Origin of the sequence: Pseudomonas sp. KCJK9016 (genome assembly GCF_046231795.1) — a bacterium.
Lineage (GTDB): Bacteria > Pseudomonadota > Gammaproteobacteria > Pseudomonadales > Pseudomonadaceae > Aquipseudomonas > Aquipseudomonas bananamidigenes.
On the sequence record NZ_JBJJMM010000028.1, the window covers coordinates 45750 to 64874 of the forward strand.

A 19125-nucleotide genomic window follows, 5' to 3' on the forward strand; every position below is an offset into this window, starting at 1 on the left:
TTATGCCGCCTGCGCGGCCAGTGCCTGGCGCACGACGCCTGCCAGACGCTTGAGCCCTTCATCCAGACGAACCGGATCAATGTGGCTGAAGTTCAGGCGCAGATGGCCAGGGTTGCGATCCGGCTCGGGGAAGAACGGTTCGCCCGGCATGAACGCCACATCGTTGGCCAAAGCGGTGTTGAGCAAGGTGCGCGTGTCCAGCGGCTGTTTCAGGGTCAGCCAGAAAAACAGCCCGCCCTGCGGCGTTTCCCAGTCCGCCAGATCGGCGAAGTGAGTTTCCAGCGCCGCTTGAAAGGCATCGCGGCGCTGACGGTAGAAGCCGCGCAACTCACTCAAATGTTGTTGATATTTTTCGCTGCCGATCCACTGCAACGCCTGCCACTGGCCGATGCGATTGGTGTGCAAATCTGCCGATTGCTTGAGCTTGAGCAAATGTGGAAACAGGTCCGGACTGGCAATCAGATACCCGACGCGCAGGCCTGGCAGCAGGGTTTTCGAAACGGTGCCGGTGTAAATCCAGCTGGATTTCTTCAAACGACCGGCAATCGGTCGGGCGCTGCCGCCGTCGAAGGTCAGTTCGCGGTAGGGCTCGTCTTCGATCAGGGTCACGCCGAACTCGTCGAGCAGCGCGGCTACCGCCTCGCGTTTGGCTTCGCTGTAGCGTACGGCGGACGGATTCTGGAAGGTCGGGATCAGATAGATGAACGCCGGGCGGTGTTGTTCAAGGCGCTGGCGCAATTGCGTAAGGTCTGGTCCGTCGGCCTCGAGCGGCACGGTCAGGCAATCGGCGCCGAACAACTGGAAAATCTGCAACGCCGCCAGATACGTCGGTGCTTCGAGCAGAATTTCCGTGCCCTTGTCGATGTACAGCTTGGCGGCCAGATCGAGGGTTTGCTGGGAGCCACTGACCACCAACACCTGGCTCGCCTCGCAAGACAACCCGAGCGCCCTTGCCTCTGCAGCCAACACTTCACGCAACGCTGGCTCGCCTTCGCTCATGCCGTATTGGCCGATAGACAGCGGCATGTTGGCCCACTCGACCTTCGGCAGCATCGTTTCAGCCGGCAAGCCGCCGGCGAACGACATGACTTCCGGGCGCTGCGCCGCGGCAAGGATTTCACGGATCAGAGAACTTTTGAGACGCGACACACGTTCGGAAAAAGCCATGGGGATCACCGCTAGCGAGGCTGGAAGGAAATGAGTCAAACTTGTTGACTGAAATTACGTCAACCCCCGCGGAAACGTCAACATGATTGACCTTAAAAACTGCACCAGCCAACAACAGGCCATGGAAGCGTTCTTCTTCGGCTATCAGGCATTCACCGCCAAAGCCGATGAAATGCTCGAACGTCGCGGTCTGTCGCGAGTGCATCAGCGCATCGTGTTTTTCATCGCCCGCTATCCGAATTCAAGCGTCAAGGAGTTACTCACACTGCTCGGCGTGAGCAAACAGGCGTTGAACATGCCATTGCGTCAGCTGCAGGAAATGCACCTGGTCGACAGCGTCGCGTCCGAGGCTGACAAGCGTAAGCGCTTGCTGGAACTGACCGTCGAAGGCGCGAAACTTGAACAGGCGCTGCGTCGCGAGCAGGTGAAATTACTGGAGCGAGCGTTCGCCGAGGCCGGTGAAACAGCAGTGAATGGCTGGCTGGCGGTGAATACGGCCCTGGGGAAAAACCGCTCGACCGAGTGATATAGCGCGATCCTCAAAACTTTCGTCAACAAAACCAAAAACATTATTTGCTTTATTTGTATACAAAAGCATAATCCACTGCGTGCGAGTTCCTGACCGCATGGTCAACAAATTCGCGTATGCCTCAAAGGGCCGCTGCCACCCTCCTCATAGGGTCCGGCCCTGGAAATAACAATAAAACTCTTGAGGAGTACTCGCTGTGGAAAGCCGCAAATCCGAAGCATCGACGCTGGAACTCTCGCCGCCGTTATGCAATGGCCTGCTGGAGCGTATCTTCAAACTCAGCTTGCATGGCACCACGGTGAAGACCGAGCTGATTGCCGGTCTGACAACCTTCATCACCATGGCTTACATCATTTTCGTCAACCCGAACATCATGGCCGATGCCGGGATTGACCATGGTGCGGCCTTCGTCGCCACCTGCATTGCCGCCGCATTGGGCTGCCTGCTGATGGGCCTTTACGCCAACTGGCCGGTGGGCCTGGCGCCGGGCATGGGCCTCAACGCATTCTTCACCTACACCGTGGTCGGCACCATGGGCTACAACTGGGAAACCGCCCTCGGTGCGGTGTTCGTCTCGGGCGTGCTGTTCATGATCCTGACCTTTTCGCGCATCCGCGAATGGCTGCTCAACAGCATTCCGGTCAGCTTGCGCTTTGCGATGGGTGCCGGTGTCGGTCTGTTTCTCGGGCTGATCGGCCTGAAAACCGCCGGTATCGTGGTCGACAGCCCGGCCACGCTGATCAAGCTCGGCTCGCTGCGCGAACCCGGCCCGCTGCTCGCCGCGCTCTGCTTCCTGATGATCGCGATCCTCAGTTACCACAAGGTGTTCGGCGCGATTCTCATCAGCATCATCACCGTGACTCTGGCCGGCTGGGGCATCGGTCTGGTGCACTACGAGGGCATCATGTCCGCTCCGCCAAGCCTGGCACCGACCTTCATGGCCATGAATGTCGCCGGCGTGTTCAACGTCAGCATGATCAGCGTGGTACTGGCCTTCCTCTTCGTACACATGTTCGACACCGCCGGCACCCTGATGGGCGTTGCCCAGCGCGCCAATCTGGTAGGCGCTGACGGTCGTATCGAAAACCTGTCTCGCGCGATGAAAGCCGACTCCGCCTCCAGCGTATTCGGTGCGGTCGTCGGCGTTCCACCGGTCACCAGCTACGTGGAAAGTGCCGCCGGTGTAGCGGCGGGTGGTCGGACTGGTCTTACCGCAGTCACCGTCGGTGTGCTATTTATAGCCGCGATGTTCTTTGCACCGCTGGCCGGCATGATTCCCGCCTACGCCACCGCTGGCGCGCTGATTTATGTCGCGATGCTGATGATGGGCGGCATGGCACATATCGAATGGGACGAAGCGACCGACAGCATTCCGGCCATCGTCACCGCGATCATGATGCCGCTGACCTTCTCGGTCGCCGACGGCATCGCGCTGGGTTTCATCACCTATGTCGCGCTGAAGGCCGGCACCGGCAAGTACAAAGAGATTTCCGTCAGCCTGTGGGTGCTCTGCGCGATCTTCATCGCCAAGTTCATCTTCCTGTAAGCGACACGCGGTTCAAGCGTCAAAACAGCCTCACCCCAGCGGGTGGGGCTTTTGCACATCTTTGATAACGACAAAAAGGAGAAAGTGATGAGTCTGGAAACCTGGCTGCTGTTCAGCGGCGCTGCGCTGGTGGTGATTCTGATACCGGGACCACTGTCGCTGCTGATGATCAGCAACAGTCTGAATTACGGGTTGCGCCGCTCTTACCCGGCCTTTCTGGGTGGCGTCAGTGCGTCGATCTGCCTGCTCAGCGCCTCGGCCCTGGGTCTGGGCGCCTTGCTGCTGGCATCGGAAAAACTCTTCAGCGCACTGAAAATCGTCGGTGCGCTGTACCTGTTCTACCTCGCCTGGCAGAGCTGGCAACAATCGCGTCAGCCATCGGTCGGCGCCCAGGTTCCAGACGCAGCGCCGATTCCGCGCTTTCGCGCACTGTTCGGGCGTGCATTCGTACTGGGCGCCAGCAACCCGAAGGACATCCTGTTCTTTGCCGCGTTTCTGCCGCAGTTCCTCAATGCCGAGCAGCCGTTTCTGCCGCAGTTGCTGGTGATGATTGCGACCTGGACGGTGCTCGATCTGCTGTGCAAATTGACTTACGGTCTCGGCGCTCACGGTGCAGCGCGATACCTGCGCAGCGGCAAGGGCCAGAGCTGGTTCAACCGCATCAGTGCCGGACTGTTTGGCGGAGCAGGTGCAGCCTCGTTGCTGAGCAGTCACTGAGCCCCTCGGGAGCGAGCGATACCCGGTAACATTTCGTCTCGCAGATAGATCTATGTACCGCACTTTGCAACGTCGATTCACCGAACATCCGGCTTCTTCTGGCCAGACCAACGTGAATCGACCTTGCGAGTAAAATACCTATGAGCCCCAGACGCCCGATAAAAACCGGCGCACCAACCAACACCCCCGAAACGCCTTCCTCCCTTCCCGACGTCGGGCCTCCGGCCATCCACAGATTGCCGCTGAACATCGCCCCTCATGGCGAAGATCGAGTATCGATCGATCCCCTCGGGACATCTGTTCAATCACCTTCCTCCCGACCTGTGCCTCTGGAGATCGCCGACCTGCCGGTCGAGACCCATGTGACTCCTGTGGTGGTTCATGCGCCGATCGAGCACTTTTTCCTTCCGCCCAATCAGCTCTCCAGACTCCCGGCGCCGAATGCGCTTTCCGGTATCCGGGAACTCGGAACGCAGAGACACTTTGTGGATCTTCAGGAAGGAGGTACGGTCCTGCTGGGAATCGATGCGGAAAATCACTACCGGGCCAGATTGAACAGCGACTTCAGGCCCTCCGGCCCACGAGTCGAGCGGGTCGAAGGCACACTCACCTGGCGCGTAAAACCTGCTGTGGAGGGCGCCTCGGGCAACGAATCCAGATTGTCACTCAAACGCCTGCGAAACCCGGATGACGATTCCGCAGAAACCGCCGTCGCGCCCAAACGTGCTTCCACCTCGACGGGTGAGGAATGGTCCGATCCCTGGAAAAAATGGGATGCATCACTCCAGCAACCCTCCGCCGGAGGCATTGAAGTCGACGGTATCCGTTTTCTCGTTGTGCCACGAGGAACCGATCCGCATCACCCGATCGTCTACATCAGGAATCCGGAACACTGGATGTATGACTTCGATTACCTGGAACGGATCCTCGGTACAGATTTGATGCAGCAACCCAGAGGTGCGATCCGCGTTCCGCCTGCGAATCAGTGGGAGGTTGATCCAAACCTCCCCTTTCAACATCCGCTGAAGCAATACATTGGCGTTTTTTTTCCGCAGTTGTCCGAAATCTCGGTGAACAAGGTTGCCAGACATCAGTTCAGCCTGGCCAACAACGGCGACATGGCGACCGGCGTCGGCCTGACGCGCCTCAGGCAGACGTTCAATGACTGGAAGCGCGGCAACAGCACACCTCATCCGGCGCTGGCCGATCCGTTGCTGATGCTCCCGGCGCTGACAAACTCCGGCACCGGGCCAGGGTTCAGTCGCACACTGGAACTGCCAGCCCTGACGGCGGAAGGCCCCCTGCAGCGGCTGGACTTCGATCTGACAAGACAGGAGTGGGACTCTTTCAAAACGACGCAGTCAGGGGTCGACCTCAAGCGGCTCATGGCCGGCATCCTGATCCGCCAGGGCTACGATGTTTTCACGCCGACGCCTTCGACGACCTTCCCTGCTCTGGTGTTTCGTCGGGAGAATCATCCCTTCGTCTTTTTCATCAGCCTGCACCGTGTCAGGGGCAGGAAAATCCATCAGCTCTTGAATTCCGGTCCTGAGAGCGACGCGCGACTGAACGCTCAAGTGGGATACCCGGCACTGCAGGAAATCCTTCAGGCGCACGCTGAAAACAGACTGGTGTGGCTCAAGGGTGGATCTCAGACCCATGTATCGCAACCGGACAGTATTTTCATCGTCAGGGATAATGAGTCGAGGCTCGATAGTCTTGCGAACCAATAATCCGGAACGCTTTCGGGGAGACGAAAAAAAGCCCGCAGTGTGAGCGGGCGAAAGACCAAAGAAGCTATATGCGCAGTCGCTTCCCGGTGGGGGCAGCTGCTTGGGGTCAGCTGCCCCGGTAGGTGGAATAGCTGTAAGGCGAGATCAGCAACGGTACGTGGTAGTGGTCCTGTTCGGCCGAAATACCGAACCGCAGCACGACCACGTCCAGAAATGCCGGTTCCGGCAACTGGACGCCACGGGCGCGGTAATAATCGCCAGCGTGGAACTGAACCTGATAGACACCGGTACGGTAGTCATCGCCTTGCAGCAGCGGCGCATCGACCCGGCCATCGCTGTTGGTAAGCGCACTGGCGACCAATTCCAGGTGCGAACCTTCGACGCGGTACAGCTCGACCTTGATCGAGCTGCCCGGGCAACCGTGTGCAGCGTCCAAAACGTGTGTTGTCAAACGTCCCATTGATTCTGCGCGCCTGCCTGCATGGAGCAGTCAGACTTCGCGCCTCCCGAAGTCAGTTGAAAAAGGAGACCGCACCGTTTCGGAGCACGAAAAGCTGCGGCGAGCGACTGATTAAGACACTTTTCAAAAAAATTGTACACAATAAAAACGACATTTTTCCTCTCACCCCCGCCATCCCGTGATTTATCGGGAATTTGCCCATGAACCACGCATTCATTGAACCCCTGAACCATTAGCTGACTGGTCAGGCAGGTTTCTTGCAGCTTCACGCCATGATCCGCAAAAGATGACAGCCGGTGAAAAATGCAAAAATTCAGGCTTACAAATCGAGAATAAAGTTGTATACAATCAGCCCATCGCTGTGACGCCAGCCTGCCATCTCACCGCCAGGGCGCCACACCATCTGTCAACGATAAGAAGGAAGACTGCAGTGAGCGCTGACTACCCACGCGACCTGATCGGTTACGGCAGTAACCCTCCTCACCCACACTGGCCGGGCAATGCCCGGATCGCTTTGTCCTTCGTGCTCAATTACGAAGAAGGCGGCGAGCGCAACATCCTGCATGGCGACAAGGAATCGGAAGCCTTCCTTTCGGAAATGGTCGCGGCCCAGCCTCTGCAAGGCGTGCGCAACATGAGCATGGAATCGCTCTACGAGTATGGCAGCCGTGCCGGTGTCTGGCGGATCCTGAAACTGTTCAAGGAATTCGACATTCCGCTGACCATCTTCGCCGTGGCCATGGCCGCCCAGCGCCACCCGGACGTGATCCGCGCGATGGTCGAGGCCGGTCACGAGATCTGCAGCCACGGCTATCGCTGGATCGACTACCAGTACATGGACGAGGCTCAGGAACGCGAGCACATGCTCGAAGCGATCCGCATCCTCACCGAACTCACTGGCGAGCGCCCGTTGGGCTGGTACACCGGCCGCACCGGCCCGAATACCCGGCGTCTGGTGATGGAAGAAGGCGGTTTCCTCTACGACTGCGACACCTACGACGACGACCTGCCCTACTGGGAGCCGAACAATCCGACCGGCAAACCGCACCTGGTGATTCCGTACACCCTGGACACCAACGACATGCGCTTCACCCAGGTCCAGGGTTTCAACAAGGGCGACGATTTCTTCGAATACCTCAAAGACGCCTTCGACGTGCTCTACGCCGAAGGCGCCGAAGCGCCGAAGATGCTGTCGATCGGTCTGCACTGCCGTCTGGTGGGCCGCCCGGCGCGTCTGGCTTCGCTCAAACGCTTCATCGAATACGCTAAAAGTCATGAACAGGTGTGGTTCACCCGCCGCGTCGACATCGCCCGTCACTGGCACGAAACCCACCCGTACCAAGGGGCTGCCAAATGAGCACCTTTCAAACCTTGAAACCGTCGGCCCTGAGCCGTGACGCCTTCGTCAAAGCCTTCGCCGACATCTACGAACATTCGCCATGGGTGGCCGAAAAGGCCTTCGACCTGGGCCAGGACGCTTCGATCGACCAGATCGAAACCCTGCACCAGCGCATGAGCGACATCCTGTTGAGCGCCGATCACGCCAGTCAGCTGGCGCTGATCAACGCTCACCCGGACCTGGCCGGCAAAGCTGCCGTCCAGGGCCAGTTGACCGAAGCCAGCACCAATGAACAGGCTGGCGCCGGTATTCACCAATGCACGGCCGAAGAGTTCCAGCGCTTCACCGAGCTGAACGAGGCCTACAAGGCCAAGTTCAAGTTTCCCTTCATCATGGCGGTAAAAGGCAGCAACCGGCATCAGATCCTCGCGGCGTTCGAAACGCGCATCCACAACCCGGTCGACACCGAGTTCAAATGCGCGCTGGCGGAGATCAACAAGATCGCCCTGTTCCGTTTACTGACTCTCTAGCAAGCCTGGCCCGAGAAACCTCCAGAACGCTTGTGTTTCCCAGGGCCTCGCAAGCATCCCAAGCCACTTATTTAAAGGCAGACAAGAAGAATGAAAGCTTACGCCGTACCTTTCGAGAAGTTCGTCAACCTGGCCGATGCCCGTCTGGGCACCAAAATCATCTCGGTCACCGATGACTGGTTCGCAGACGCCAACCGTCTGTTTCAGCCGACCCCGGCCGTATGGAAGGAGGGCGTGTTCGATGACAACGGCAAGTGGATGGACGGCTGGGAATCGCGCCGCAAGCGCTTCGAAGGCTATGACAGCGCGGTGATCCGCCTGGGCGTACCGGGTTCGATCAAAGGCGTGGACATCGACACTTCATTCTTCACCGGCAACTTCCCGCCATCGGCCTCGCTGGAAGCCTGCTTCCTGGCGTCGGGCGAGCCGGACGAAAACACCCAGTGGACTGAAGTACTGTCGGCCGTCGAGCTGCAAGGCAACAGCCATCACTACCACGAAATCAGCAACGACCAGGCGTTCAGCCACCTGCGCTTCAATATCTACCCGGACGGCGGCGTGGCACGTCTGCGCGTGTACGGCATCCCGTTCCGCGACTGGTCCGCTGTTGGCGACAACGAGCAAGTCGACCTGGCTGCAGCCCTCAACGGTGGCCGCGCCCTCGCCTGTTCCGACGAACACTTCGGCCGCATGAGCAACATCCTCAACCCGGGCCGTGGCATCAACATGGGCGACGGCTGGGAAACCGCACGCCGCCGCACCCCGGGCAATGACTGGGTGATCGTCGCGCTGGGCCACCCGGGCGAGATCGAGAAAATCGTCGTCGACACCCTGCACTTCAAAGGCAACTACCCGGACAGCTGCTCGATCCAGGGCGCGTTCGTCAAGGGAGGCACCGACAGCCAGATCGAAACCCAATCGCTGTTCTGGCGCGAACTGCTGCCGAGCCAGAAGCTGGAAATGCACGCCGAACACACCTTCGTCGAGCAGATCAAGGCACTGGGTCCGATCACCCACATCCGTCTGAACGTGTTCCCGGACGGTGGTGTGAGCCGCCTGCGCCTGTTCGGCAAGGTCGCTAAATAAGCGTTGAACCCATTCGCGAGCAGGCTCGCTCCCACATTGATCGCAACGCCTGTGGGAGCGAGCTTGCTCGCGAAAGCGTCAGATCAAACAACACAGAATTCGGAAAAGAACAGCATGCGCACATTGACGATTGAACCGCTGACCAAAGAAGCCTTCGCCCCGTTCGGTGACGTGATCGAAACCGACGGCAGCGATCACTTCATGATCAACAACGGTTCGACCATGCGCTTCCACAAACTGGCGACGGTCGAAACCGCGACGCCCGAGGACAACGCGATCATCAGCATCTTCCGCGCCGACGCGCAGGACATGCCACTGACCGTGAGCATGCTGGAACGCCATCCGCTGGGCAGCCAGGCTTTCATTCCGCTGCTCGGCAACCCCTTTCTGATCGTGGTCGCGCCACTTGGCGATGTACCTGTATCAGGCTTGGTCCGCGCCTTCGTCACCAACGGCAGGCAGGGCATCAATTACCATCGCGGCGTCTGGCACCACCCGGTGCTGACGATCGAAAAGCGGGATGACTTCCTGGTGGTTGATCGCAGTGGCACTGGCAATAACTGCGATGAGCATTTCTTCAAAGAGGATGAGCGTTTGATCCTCGCCCCCCACCAATAAGAGAAGGTCTGATCACTCGACAACAAGAGTGACAGGCATGAGGTAAAGACTGTGGAAGCACATCTGTTGGAATGGCTGAACCTGAGCGTGCGCTGGGTTCACATGATCACTGGCGTGGCCTGGATCGGCGCGTCGTTCTACTTCGTCTGGCTGGAGAACAACCTCAACCGCGTCAACCCGAAAACCGGCCTTGCCGGCGATTTGTGGGCGATCCACGGCGGCGGTATCTATCACCTGGAAAAATACAAACTGGCTCCTCCGTCGATGCCGGAGAATCTGCACTGGTTCAAATGGGAAGCCTATTTCACCTGGATGTCAGGGATCGCGCTGCTGTGCGTGGTGTTCTACTCCAACCCAGTGCTTTACCTCGTAGCACCCGGCAGCGGCCTGACCGGCCCTGAAGGCGTGGCCATCGGCATCGGTTCGCTGATCGCCGGCTGGTTCATTTACGACTTCCTCTGCGATTCGCCACTGGGCAAGAAACCCGCCCTGCTCGGCTTCATCCTGTTCGTGCTGATCATCGGTGCGGCGTTTTGCTTCAGCAAGGTGTTCAGCGGTCGTGGTGCGTACCTGCATGTCGGCGCGATCATCGGCACTATCATGGTCGGCAACGTGTTCCGCATCATCATGCCGGCCCAGCGCGCACTGGTGGCCGCGATCGCCGAGAACCGCACGCCGGATCCGGCACTGCCGGCCAAGGGCCTGCTGCGTTCGCGTCACAACAACTACTTCACCCTGCCGGTGCTGTTCATCATGATCAGCAACCACTTTCCGAGCACCTACGGCAGCCAGTACAACTGGCTGATCCTGGCCGGAATCGCGGTGCTGGCGGTGTTGGTGCGTCACTACTTCAACACCCGTCACGACAGCCACAAGTTCGCCTGGACCCTGCCGGTGGCAGCGGTGGGCATGATCAGTCTGGCGTATGTCACCGGCCCAGCGCCGACAACTGCTCCGGAAGTGGCCAAGGCCCCGGCAAAAATCGAGTACCAGCCACTGCCGGAAACGGCGCTGGGTGGTGGCGCGAAACCGGCTGAGGCAGCACAACCGGCGGCCCCTGCCGCACCGGCCGCAGCCCCTGCTCAGGCGTCCAACGCCAGCGCCGGTTTCGACAAGGTGCACTCGGTGATCCAGGAACGCTGCGCGGTCTGCCATTCGGCCAAACCGACCAGCCCGCTGTTCAGCGCGGCGCCGGCCGGTGTGATGTTCGACACTCCCGAGCAGATCCGCCAGAACGCGGCGCGGATCCAGGCGCAAGCCATCACCACGCAGATCATGCCACTGGGCAACATCACACAAATGACCCAGCAGGAACGTGACCTGATCGGTGCCTGGATCGCCCAGGGAGCCCAGACCAACTAAGCAACACAAAAGCCTGTGTAAAAACGGGCTTTTGTGGCGAGGGAGCTTGCTCCCGTTGCGGCGCGAAGCGGCCCCTCTCTTCAAAAGAGCAGGGCCCGCTGCGCAGTCCAGCGGTGCAAGCTCCCTCGCCACAGACCTGATGCAAAGAAACAGCTGTGAGCAACCCGGCAGCTGTTCAATCACAAGAATAAAAAGATCCGAGGTGTTGCATGTCCGAGCTGTCCAAAGCGCGCATCCCCGACGCACCCGCCATTCAGCGTTTGCCCCTTTTGCAACTGATCCTGGTCGGTTTGCAACATGTTCTGCTGATGTACGGTGGCGCCATCGCGGTACCGCTGATCATCGGACAGGCCGCTGGCCTGAGTCGTGAAGAAATCGCCTTCCTGATCAACGCCGACCTGCTGGTCGCGGGCATCGCCACCATCGTGCAGTCCCTGGGGATCGGCCCGATGGGCATTCGCATGCCGGTGATGATGGGCGCCAGTTTCGCCGCCGTCGGCAGCATGGTCGCCATGGCCGGCATGCCCGGCATCGGTCTGCAGGGGATCTTCGGTGCGACCATCGCCGCCGGATTCTTCGGCATGATCATCGCGCCGTTCATGTCCAAAGTCGTACGCTTCTTCCCGCCGCTGGTGACCGGCACGGTCATCACCTCGATCGGTCTTTCGCTGTTCCCCGTGGCCGTGAACTGGGCTGGTGGCGGCGCTGTCGCTGCTCAATTCGGCTCGCCGATTTACCTGGCCATTGCCGCACTGGTACTGGCCACCATTCTGTTGATCCACCGCTTCATGCGCGGCTTCTGGGTCAATATTTCCGTGCTGATCGGCATGTGCCTGGGCTATGTGCTCTGCGGCGCCATCGGTATGGTCGATCTGAGCGGCATGGCCAATGCGCCGTGGGTCCAGTTTGTCACCCCGCTGCATTTCGGCACGCCGAAGTTCGAACTGGCACCGATCCTGTCGATGTGTCTGGTGGTGGTGATCATCTTCGTCGAGTCCACCGGGATGTTCCTGGCGCTGGGCAAGATCACCGGTCAGGAAGTCTGCCCGCGCAGGCTGCGCCGCGGCCTGCTGTGCGATGCCGGCGCCTCGTTCGTTGCCGGTTTCTTCAATACCTTCACCCACTCTTCTTTCGCGCAGAACATCGGCCTGGTGCAGATGACCGGCGTGCGCTGCCGTTCGGTGACCCTCGTTGCCGGTGGTCTGCTGATCGTCCTCAGCCTGCTGCCGAAAGCGGCGTTCCTGGTGGCGTCGATTCCACCGGCAGTGCTCGGCGGTGCGGCGATCGCGATGTTCGGCATGGTGGCAGCCACCGGCATCAAGATCCTGCAGGAAGCCGACATCGGTGACCGCCGCAACCAGTTGCTCGTTGCGGTGAGCATCGGCATGGGCCTGATTCCGGTAGTTCGCCCGGAGTTCTTCGCCCACCTGCCGCTCTGGATGAGCCCGATCACCCACAGCGGCATCGCCATGGCCACCCTCAGCGCGCTGACGCTGAACCTGCTGTTCAACATTCTGGGCGGCGCCGAGCGCGCAGCCATCAACGATTGTCACGCACACCAGCATTAACAGCGACACCGATGTGCCCTTGTGGGAGCGAGCCTGCTCGCGAAAGCGGTATGACATTCAACCCTTCAGTTGACTGAAAGAACGCCTTCGCGAGCAGGCCCGCTCTCACAAGGGGAAGAGCAGCTCTGCGCCTTAAAAATAAAAACAAGAGGGAGCAACAGATGATCCGGACTCAAACCAACGTGTTGTTGAGCGGCGGCCTGCTGGCCGCATCGCAGGCCATGGCCGGCGATTTATTGCTGTGGCAGACCAACAGCCTGAGCTACCTGTACGGCAAGAACTTCGCGATCAACCCGTCCATCCAGCAGACGGTGACATTCGAACACGCCGACAAGTGGAAGTACGGCGACAACTTCCTGTTCGTCGACAAGATCTTCTACAACGGCCAGGAAGACCGCAACAAAGGCCCGCACACCTTCTACGGCGAATTCACCCCGCGCTTCTCCTTCGGCAAGATCTTCGACCGCAAACTCGAATTCGGCCCGATCAAGGATGTGCTGCTGGCGATGACCTACGAGTACGGCGAAGGCGAGAGTGAGGCCTATCTGATCGGCCCTGGCTTCGACCTTAAAGTACCGGGCTTCAACTACGTGACCCTGAACATCTTCCGCCGCCAGACCGAAGGCCCGCGCCCTGGCGATGGTGTCTGGCAGATCACCCCGGGCTGGTCCTACAGCTTTGCGCTGGGTAATTCCGATGTGCTGATCGATGGCTATCTCGACTGGGTAGTCGATAACGACGAGAACTCCCGCGGCACCTATCACGCCAACCTGCACATCAACCCGCAGATCAAGTACGACCTGGGCAAAGCCCTCGGCTGGCGCCAGAAGCAGCTGTATGTCGGTACCGAATACAGCTACTGGAAGAACAAATACGGCGTCGAAAGCAGCCACAACCTCGACACCAATCAAAACACCGCCAGCCTGCTGGTGAAGGTGCACTTCTAAGATGACCCGCAACCGTGCCGCCTACCTGTCGTCGGTGCTCTGTTGCGGGGCACTTGAGGCCTGGCCGTTGAGTCAGTATTCTCCGCGGCCTTCTGAATTCGGTCTAAAAAAAAGCCCGGATTTAATTCCTGACCGACGGGCCAGCTTATCCCGGCCACGGTCAGTACCGAGGCGTCCCGAAAACACGCTCAATCGACTGTTTTTCAACAGCCGACGGGCGTTTTTTTGCTTTTCGAAAAGCCTTGGCTCAGCCCTTGCAAACCGCATGAAAGCTGACCGAATGGATATTTTTTGCGGCAACGAAAAAAGGCGCCACACCAGAGCGCCGACTCAAAAAAACAAACGTGGAACACCTACTTTGGGAGCAACCGAATGAAACGTATGAGCACCAGCCTGATGCTTGCGGGAACCATGCTGGCGGGGGGCCAGGCCATGGCCGACGGCCTGCTGCAATGGCAGAACAACAGCCTGACCTATCTGTACGGCAAGGATTTCAAGGTCAACCCGGCCATCCAGCAGACCGTCACCTTCGAGCACGCCGATGCGTGGAAGTACGGCGACAACTTCCTGTTCATCGACAAGATTTTCTACAACGGCAAGCCTGATGGCGGCGTCGGCAACAACACCTACTACGGTGAATTCCAGCCACGCATCTCGCTGGGCAAGGTGCTCGACCAGAAGCTCGAATTCGGCCCGATCAAAGACGTGCTGCTGGCGATGACCTACGAGTTCGGCGAAGGCGACGTCGAGTCCTACTTGATCGGTCCTGGCTTCGATCTGGCGATTCCGGGCTTCGACTACTTCCAGCTGAACTTCTACCAGCGTCACACCGAGGGCTCGCGTCCGGGTGACAACGTCTGGCAGATCACGCCGGTCTGGTCTTACACCATTCCGGTCGGCAATTCGAATGTGCTGATCGACGGTTACATGGACTGGGTGGTCGACAACGACGTCAACAGCAAAGGCGAATACCACGCCAACCTGCACTTCAACCCACAAGTGAAATACGACCTGGGCAAGGCGCTGAACTTCGGTGAGAAGCAGCTGTACGTCGGTGTGGAATACGACTACTGGAAAGACAAGTACGGGATCGACGACACCCGTGCCTTCACCACCAATCAGAACGTGACCAGCTTCCTGGTGAAGTTCCACTTCTGATCTTGAAAGCTTCGCGAGCAGGCTCGCTCCCACATTCGACCGCGTTCCAATGTGGGAGCGAGCCTGCTCGCGAAGGCCTCTGCGCAGATTTCAGGCGAGAGCCACCGCTGTGGAAATACCCAGAAACCGGCACAGCTCATCGCGTTTGGCCAGCGCATCGCGCCGCCCCAGGTCGATCAATTCGCTGCAATACCCCGCCTCGAACAGCAAATAACTCAGCACCCCTGCCCCACTGGTTTTGGTCGCTCCCGGCCCGCGCAAGAACAGCCGCAAGGCTGCCGGCAATTCCTGACGATGCCGCGCCGCGATTTCATCGATCGGCTGGCTCGGCGAAATCACCAGCACGTCCACGGGTGCCACGCCCAGCGTACGTATCGGCGTACCTTCGGGCATCAGGTGACTGAACTGGTTCAGACGCTGGAGCAGCTCGATATCGCTTTCCAGGCTGTCAATGAAGGTGCTGTTGAGCATATGGCCGCCGATCTGCGCCAGTGTCGGCTGTTTTCCCGTGTAGGTACGCTCCAGCGGTTGCGCCGGGTCGAATCCTCGCGGATTGCCGCTGACGCCCACCACCAGCACCCGGCTCGCCCCCAGGTGCAGGGCCGGACTGATTGGCGCCGACTGCCGCACCGCACCATCACCGAAATATTCCTCGCCGATTTTCACCGGCGCGAACAACAGCGGGATCGCCGAACTGGCGAGCAAGTGCTCCACAGTCAATTGTGTCGGCACGCCAATGCGCCGATGACGCAACCAGGCATCGATGCTGCCACCGCCCTGATAGAAGGTCACGGCCTGCCCCGACTCGTAGCCGAATGCGGTCACCGCCACGGCATGCAACTGCTTGCGAGCAATGGATTCGGCGATGCCGGGCATGTGCAGCTTTTCATTGAGCAGATGGCGCAGCGGAGAACTGTCGAGCAGCGCTACCGGCAATTGCCGGCCCATGCCCAGCAGACTGTGACTGACGAAACGGCTGGCCTGGCGGATCACCCCCGGCCAGTCGCTGCGCAACACGCGACGGCTGCGAAAGCCCTGCCAGAACAGGGTCAGGCGCTCGATGGCGGCGCGAAAGTCCGTGGCGCCAGTGGCCAGGCTGACCGCATTGATCGCCCCGGCCGAGGTACCGACGATCACCGGGAACGGATTGTCCGCACCCAGTGGCAGCAATTCGGCAATCGCCGACAGCACCCCCACTTGATACGCCGCCCGAGCCCCGCCGCCGGAAAGAATCAAACCTGTGACCGGTTCAGCTGGGCTCATCGCAACGCTCCGTGGTGCTTATGGGATCGGGTAAATCAACGGCGTTTGGCGTACAGCTTCGGTTCACCCGGCGGGCGGCTCTTGAAGCGCCGATGCGCCCACAGGTATTGCTCGGGACATTCGCGCAACACGCCTTCCACCCACTGGTTGATGCGGATGCAGTCGGCTTCCTCGGTTTCACCCGGGAAACCTTCCAGCGGCGGATGGATCACCAGACGATAGCCGTTGCCGTCGGCCAGACGCTCCTGAGTGAACGGCACCACCAGCGCCTTGCCCAGCCGGGCGAACTTGCTGGTGGCGGTGACGGTCGCGGCCTGAATGCCGAACAACGGCACGAAAATGCTCTGCTTGGCGCCGTAGTCCTGATCCGGCGCATACCAGATCGCACGCCCGGAACGCAGCAGCTTGAGCATGCCGCGCACGTCGTCACGCTCCACCGCCAGCGAATCGAGATTGTGCCGCTCGCGGCCCTGACGCTGGATGAAATCGAACAGCGGGTTCTTGTGCTCGCGGTACATGCCATCAATGGTGTGCTGCTGACCGAGCAAAGCCGCGCCGATTTCCAGGGTGGTGAAATGCACGGCCATCAGAATCACGCCCCTGCCTTCGCGCTGGGCCTTTTGCAGGTGCTCCAGACCTTCGACGTGGGCCAGCTTCGCCAGACGCTGGCGCGACCACCACCAGCTCATCGCCATTTCAAAGAACGCAATGCCGGTGGAGGCGAAGTTTTCCTTGAGCAGACGCTTGCGTTCGGCAGCGGACTTTTCCGGGAAACACAGTTCCAGATTGCGCTTGGCGATGCGCCGCCGGTCGCTGGCGAAGCGATACATCACGGCACCAAGTAAACGACCGATGGCCAGCAATGCCGGATAGGGCAACTGCACCGTCAGCCACAACAGCCCCAGACCGCACCAGAGCGGCCAGAAGCGTGGAGCGAGAAATGCTCTTCGAAAACGCGGGCGATCCATTAAAGCTTCCGTAAATAAGTGGCCGCGCATTCTACATCGTTCGGCCCGGCTTGCGGCTCGCGGGCGTTCTCGTTATAAGTCTCGGCACTTTTAGTGACAAGCCGTTGTATGCCGACATGAGCCAAACCGAATCGTCAGACCAAGATCCCGTGTTCCAGCTGAAGGGCAGCATGCTTGCCATTACGGTGCTGGAACTGTCCCGCAACGACCTGGACAGCCTCGATCGGCAATTGGCCGCCAAAGTCGCCCAGGCACCGAACTTCTTCAGCAACGCACCGCTGGTCCTGGCGCTGGACAAACTGCCGCCGAGCGAAGGCGCCGTCGATCTGCCGGGCCTTATGCGCGTGTGCCGCCAGCACGGCTTGCGTACGCTGGCGATCCGCGCCAGCCGCATCGAAGACATCGCCGCCGCCATCGCCATCGATATCCCGGTGCTGCCGCCTTCCGGTGCCCGTGAACGGCCGCTGGAAACCGCTGAACCCGTTGCACCGAAGAAGCCGGAAAAGCCGCCGGAACCGACCGTCAAACCGACCCGTGTCATTACCACGCCAGTACGTGGTGGCCAACAGATCTACGCGCAGGGTGGCGATCTGGTGGTGGTGTCCTCGGTCAGCCCGGGGGCGGAACTTCTCGCCGATGGCAACATCCATGTATATGGCCCGATGCGCGGTCGTGCGCTGGCCGGGGTCAAGGGCGACACCAAGGCGCGGATTTTCTGTCAGCAATTGAGCGCTGAACTGATCTCCATCGCAGGCCATTACAAGGTTTCCGAAGACCTGCGTCGCGATCCGATGTGGGGTTCGGGCGTACAGGTCAGCCTGTCGGGCGACGTGTTGAACATCATTCGGCTTTAACGGATACTGCCGCATTTTCCAAGCATCTCTAAAACGTAGCGAAAACGGCTCAAACGAAGTAGGAAAAAGGCCAAAAGCCGGATTCCAGCCAAGGCTGTCCGACTGCAGTAGTTTTCAAGAGATGTTTTTCAGGGGCTGAACAGTCCTTCTTCCTTAGGGGTGAAACACCTTGGCCAAGATTCTCGTGGTTACATCCGGCAAGGGTGGTGTGGGTAAGACCACCACCAGCGCCGCTATCGGTACCGGCCTCGCTCTGCGCGGCCACAAAACAGTGATCGTCGACTTCGACGTGGGCTTGCGTAACCTCGACCTGATCATGGGTTGCGAGCGCCGCGTGGTGTATGACTTCGTCAACGTGGTCAACGGCGAAGCCAACCTGCAACAGGCCCTGATCAAAGACAAGCGCCTGGAAAACCTCTACGTGCTGGCCGCCAGCCAGACCCGCGACAAGGACGCGCTGACCCAGGAAGGCGTGGAAAAAGTCCTGATGGAGCTCAAGGAGCAATTCGACTTCGTCGTCTGCGACTCCCCGGCGGGCATCGAGAAAGGCGCGCACCTGGCCATGTACTTCGCTGACGAAGCGATCGTCGTGACCAACCCTGAAGTGTCCTCGGTACGTGACTCCGACCGCATGCTCGGCCTGCTGGCCAGCAAGTCCCGTCGCGCCGAAAAAGGCGAAGAGCCGATCCAGGAACACCTGCTGATCACCCGCTACCACCCGGAGCGCGTCGAAAAAGGCGAAATGCTCGGCGTCGAAGACGTCAAGGAAATCCTCGCCGTGCGCCTGCTGGGTGTCATTCCGGAATCCCAGGCCGTGCTCAAGGCCTCCAACCAGGGCGTCCCGGTCATCCTCGACGACCAGAGCGACGCCGGCCAGGCCTACAGCGATACCGTCGATCGCCTGCTGGGCAAGGAAAAAGAACACCGGTTCCTGAATGTCGAGAAGAAGGGATTCTTCGAGCGTCTGTTTGGAGGTAGGTAATGAACCTTTTTGACTTCTTTCGTGCCAACAAAAAGCCAAGTACCGCCTCGGTCGCGAAAGAGCGTCTACAGATCATCGTGGCGCATGAACGCGGCCAGCGCAGCACCCCTGACTACCTGCCATCCCTGCAAAAGGAACTGGTGGAAGTGATCCGCAAATACGTCAACATCGGCAACGACGACGTACACGTGGCGCTGGAAAGCCAGGGCAGCTGCTCGATTCTGGAACTCAACATCACCCTGCCCGATCGCTGAGTCGATCCGGCAGGAACGACGGCGGCTCAGGGCCCTTCCGACAC

At 59.8% G+C, this 19125-nt stretch carries 20 protein-coding genes; 15 read left to right on the plus strand and 5 right to left on the minus strand.

Features of this window, described 5'->3' with window-relative positions; all coding sequences use genetic code 11:
- Entirely contained in the window at nt 1-1167 is a 1167-nt protein-coding gene (locus ACK6BI_RS23225; protein ID WP_409318893.1) for a PLP-dependent aminotransferase family protein, read from the minus strand.
- 82 nt (nt 1168-1249) lie between these two features.
- On the opposite strand from ACK6BI_RS23225, the gene ACK6BI_RS23230 reads away from it, so the two are divergent.
- The 4 genes from ACK6BI_RS23230 to ACK6BI_RS23245 all read left to right on the plus strand — a co-directional run bounded on the left by ACK6BI_RS23230 (nt 1250) and on the right by ACK6BI_RS23245 (nt 5692).
- Nucleotides 1250-1693, plus strand: a complete 444-nt coding sequence (locus ACK6BI_RS23230; RefSeq protein WP_409318894.1) for a MarR family winged helix-turn-helix transcriptional regulator — start codon at nt 1250-1252, stop codon at nt 1691-1693.
- 199 nt (nt 1694-1892) lie between these two features.
- Entirely contained in the window at nt 1893-3242 is a 1350-nt protein-coding gene (locus ACK6BI_RS23235) for an NCS2 family permease (protein WP_409318895.1), read from the plus strand.
- A gap of 87 nt (nt 3243-3329) precedes the next feature.
- Complete coding sequence (locus ACK6BI_RS23240) at nt 3330-3959, plus strand: LysE family translocator (RefSeq protein ID WP_409318896.1); 630 nt, start codon at nt 3330-3332, stop codon at nt 3957-3959.
- Between the two features lie 140 nt (nt 3960-4099).
- Entirely contained in the window at nt 4100-5692 is a 1593-nt protein-coding gene (locus ACK6BI_RS23245; protein WP_409318897.1) for a hypothetical protein, read from the plus strand.
- A 106-nt stretch (nt 5693-5798) separates the two neighbouring features.
- On the opposite strand, the gene uraH is transcribed toward ACK6BI_RS23245, so the two are convergent.
- Together uraH and ACK6BI_RS23255 are read right to left on the minus strand one after the other, a co-directional pair.
- Complete coding sequence (uraH, locus tag ACK6BI_RS23250) at nt 5799-6152, minus strand: hydroxyisourate hydrolase (RefSeq protein WP_011333195.1); 354 nt, start codon at nt 6150-6152, stop codon at nt 5799-5801.
- Entirely contained in the window at nt 6140-6421 is a 282-nt protein-coding gene (locus ACK6BI_RS23255) for a hypothetical protein (RefSeq protein WP_409318898.1), read from the minus strand. The genes uraH and ACK6BI_RS23255 overlap by 13 nt, the downstream gene beginning before the upstream one ends.
- 161 nt (nt 6422-6582) lie before the next feature.
- Here ACK6BI_RS23255 and puuE point away from each other — a divergent pair, with 161 nt between their 5' ends.
- From puuE to ACK6BI_RS23295, 8 genes are all read left to right on the plus strand, one after another.
- Entirely contained in the window at nt 6583-7509 is a 927-nt protein-coding gene (puuE, locus tag ACK6BI_RS23260; protein WP_065258075.1) for an allantoinase PuuE, read from the plus strand.
- A complete protein-coding gene (uraD, locus tag ACK6BI_RS23265; RefSeq protein ID WP_409318899.1) occupies nt 7506-8021 on the plus strand; it encodes a 2-oxo-4-hydroxy-4-carboxy-5-ureidoimidazoline decarboxylase in 516 nt (171 codons plus the stop codon). The genes puuE and uraD overlap by 4 nt, the downstream gene beginning before the upstream one ends.
- 90 nt (nt 8022-8111) lie before the next feature.
- Nucleotides 8112-9107, plus strand: a complete 996-nt coding sequence (gene alc, locus ACK6BI_RS23270) for an allantoicase (protein WP_409318900.1) — start codon at nt 8112-8114, stop codon at nt 9105-9107.
- A gap of 114 nt (nt 9108-9221) precedes the next feature.
- Nucleotides 9222-9725, plus strand: a complete 504-nt coding sequence (locus ACK6BI_RS23275; RefSeq protein WP_027613342.1) for an ureidoglycolate lyase — start codon at nt 9222-9224, stop codon at nt 9723-9725.
- Between the two features lie 51 nt (nt 9726-9776).
- Nucleotides 9777-11087 (plus strand): urate hydroxylase PuuD, encoded by a 1311-nt coding sequence (locus tag ACK6BI_RS23280; protein ID WP_409318901.1) that lies wholly within the window; start codon nt 9777-9779, stop codon nt 11085-11087.
- Between the two features lie 209 nt (nt 11088-11296).
- Complete coding sequence (locus tag ACK6BI_RS23285; RefSeq protein ID WP_409318902.1) at nt 11297-12655, plus strand: nucleobase:cation symporter-2 family protein; 1359 nt, start codon at nt 11297-11299, stop codon at nt 12653-12655.
- A gap of 161 nt (nt 12656-12816) precedes the next feature.
- On the plus strand, nt 12817-13602 hold the full coding sequence (locus tag ACK6BI_RS23290; protein WP_409318903.1) for an outer membrane protein OmpK: 786 nt from the start codon (nt 12817-12819) through the stop codon (nt 13600-13602).
- 372 nt (nt 13603-13974) lie between these two features.
- Nucleotides 13975-14760, plus strand: a complete 786-nt coding sequence (locus tag ACK6BI_RS23295; RefSeq protein WP_065258082.1) for an outer membrane protein OmpK — start codon at nt 13975-13977, stop codon at nt 14758-14760.
- A 90-nt stretch (nt 14761-14850) separates the two neighbouring features.
- Here the strand turns inward: ACK6BI_RS23295 and ACK6BI_RS23300 are convergent, their stop codons facing one another.
- Nucleotides 14851-16023: a patatin-like phospholipase family protein gene (locus tag ACK6BI_RS23300; protein WP_409318904.1), complete on the minus strand. Its 1173-nt coding sequence runs from the start codon at nt 16021-16023 to the stop codon at nt 14851-14853.
- A 35-nt stretch (nt 16024-16058) separates the two neighbouring features.
- Nucleotides 16059-16991 (minus strand): lipid A biosynthesis lauroyl acyltransferase, encoded by a 933-nt coding sequence (locus tag ACK6BI_RS23305; protein ID WP_409318905.1) that lies wholly within the window; start codon nt 16989-16991, stop codon nt 16059-16061.
- Nucleotides 16992-17107: 116 nt separating this feature from the next.
- Between ACK6BI_RS23305 and minC the strand changes: the two genes are divergently transcribed.
- The 3 genes from minC to minE all read left to right on the plus strand — a co-directional run bounded on the left by minC (nt 17108) and on the right by minE (nt 19081).
- Nucleotides 17108-17845 carry a septum site-determining protein MinC gene (gene minC, locus ACK6BI_RS23310; RefSeq protein WP_409318906.1) on the plus strand — a complete coding sequence of 246 codons (738 nt, stop codon included), beginning with the start codon at nt 17108-17110 and terminating at the stop codon, nt 17843-17845.
- Between the two features lie 169 nt (nt 17846-18014).
- A complete protein-coding gene (minD, locus tag ACK6BI_RS23315) occupies nt 18015-18827 on the plus strand; it encodes a septum site-determining protein MinD (protein ID WP_065258085.1) in 813 nt (270 codons plus the stop codon).
- Nucleotides 18827-19081: a cell division topological specificity factor MinE gene (gene minE, locus ACK6BI_RS23320; protein ID WP_007960071.1), complete on the plus strand. Its 255-nt coding sequence runs from the start codon at nt 18827-18829 to the stop codon at nt 19079-19081. Before minD ends, minE begins: the two co-directional genes overlap by 1 nt.
- Nucleotides 19082-19125: the final 44 nt, after the last annotated feature.

Excerpts from the sequence above, each read along its gene's own strand:
- ACK6BI_RS23225 (WP_409318893.1), bottom strand. The coding sequence starts at position 1,167 with ATGGCTTTTTCCGAACGTGTGTCGCGTCTCAAAAGTTCTCTGATCCGT.
- ACK6BI_RS23230 (WP_409318894.1), top strand. The coding sequence starts at position 1,250 with ATGATTGACCTTAAAAACTGCACCAGCCAACAACAGGCCATGGAAGCG.
- ACK6BI_RS23240 (WP_409318896.1), top strand. The coding sequence starts at position 3,330 with ATGAGTCTGGAAACCTGGCTGCTGTTCAGCGGCGCTGCGCTGGTGGTG.
- ACK6BI_RS23245 (WP_409318897.1), top strand. The coding sequence starts at position 4,100 with ATGAGCCCCAGACGCCCGATAAAAACCGGCGCACCAACCAACACCCCC.
- uraH (WP_011333195.1), bottom strand. The coding sequence starts at position 6,152 with ATGGGACGTTTGACAACACACGTTTTGGACGCTGCACACGGTTGCCCG.
- uraD (WP_409318899.1), top strand. The coding sequence starts at position 7,506 with ATGAGCACCTTTCAAACCTTGAAACCGTCGGCCCTGAGCCGTGACGCC.
- alc (WP_409318900.1), top strand. The coding sequence starts at position 8,112 with ATGAAAGCTTACGCCGTACCTTTCGAGAAGTTCGTCAACCTGGCCGAT.
- ACK6BI_RS23275 (WP_027613342.1), top strand. The coding sequence starts at position 9,222 with ATGCGCACATTGACGATTGAACCGCTGACCAAAGAAGCCTTCGCCCCG.
- ACK6BI_RS23285 (WP_409318902.1), top strand. The coding sequence starts at position 11,297 with ATGTCCGAGCTGTCCAAAGCGCGCATCCCCGACGCACCCGCCATTCAG.
- ACK6BI_RS23290 (WP_409318903.1), top strand. The coding sequence starts at position 12,817 with ATGATCCGGACTCAAACCAACGTGTTGTTGAGCGGCGGCCTGCTGGCC.
- ACK6BI_RS23295 (WP_065258082.1), top strand. The coding sequence starts at position 13,975 with ATGAAACGTATGAGCACCAGCCTGATGCTTGCGGGAACCATGCTGGCG.
- ACK6BI_RS23300 (WP_409318904.1), bottom strand. The coding sequence starts at position 16,023 with ATGAGCCCAGCTGAACCGGTCACAGGTTTGATTCTTTCCGGCGGCGGG.
- ACK6BI_RS23305 (WP_409318905.1), bottom strand. The coding sequence starts at position 16,991 with ATGGATCGCCCGCGTTTTCGAAGAGCATTTCTCGCTCCACGCTTCTGG.
- minC (WP_409318906.1), top strand. The coding sequence starts at position 17,108 with ATGAGCCAAACCGAATCGTCAGACCAAGATCCCGTGTTCCAGCTGAAG.
- minE (WP_007960071.1), top strand. The coding sequence starts at position 18,827 with ATGAACCTTTTTGACTTCTTTCGTGCCAACAAAAAGCCAAGTACCGCC.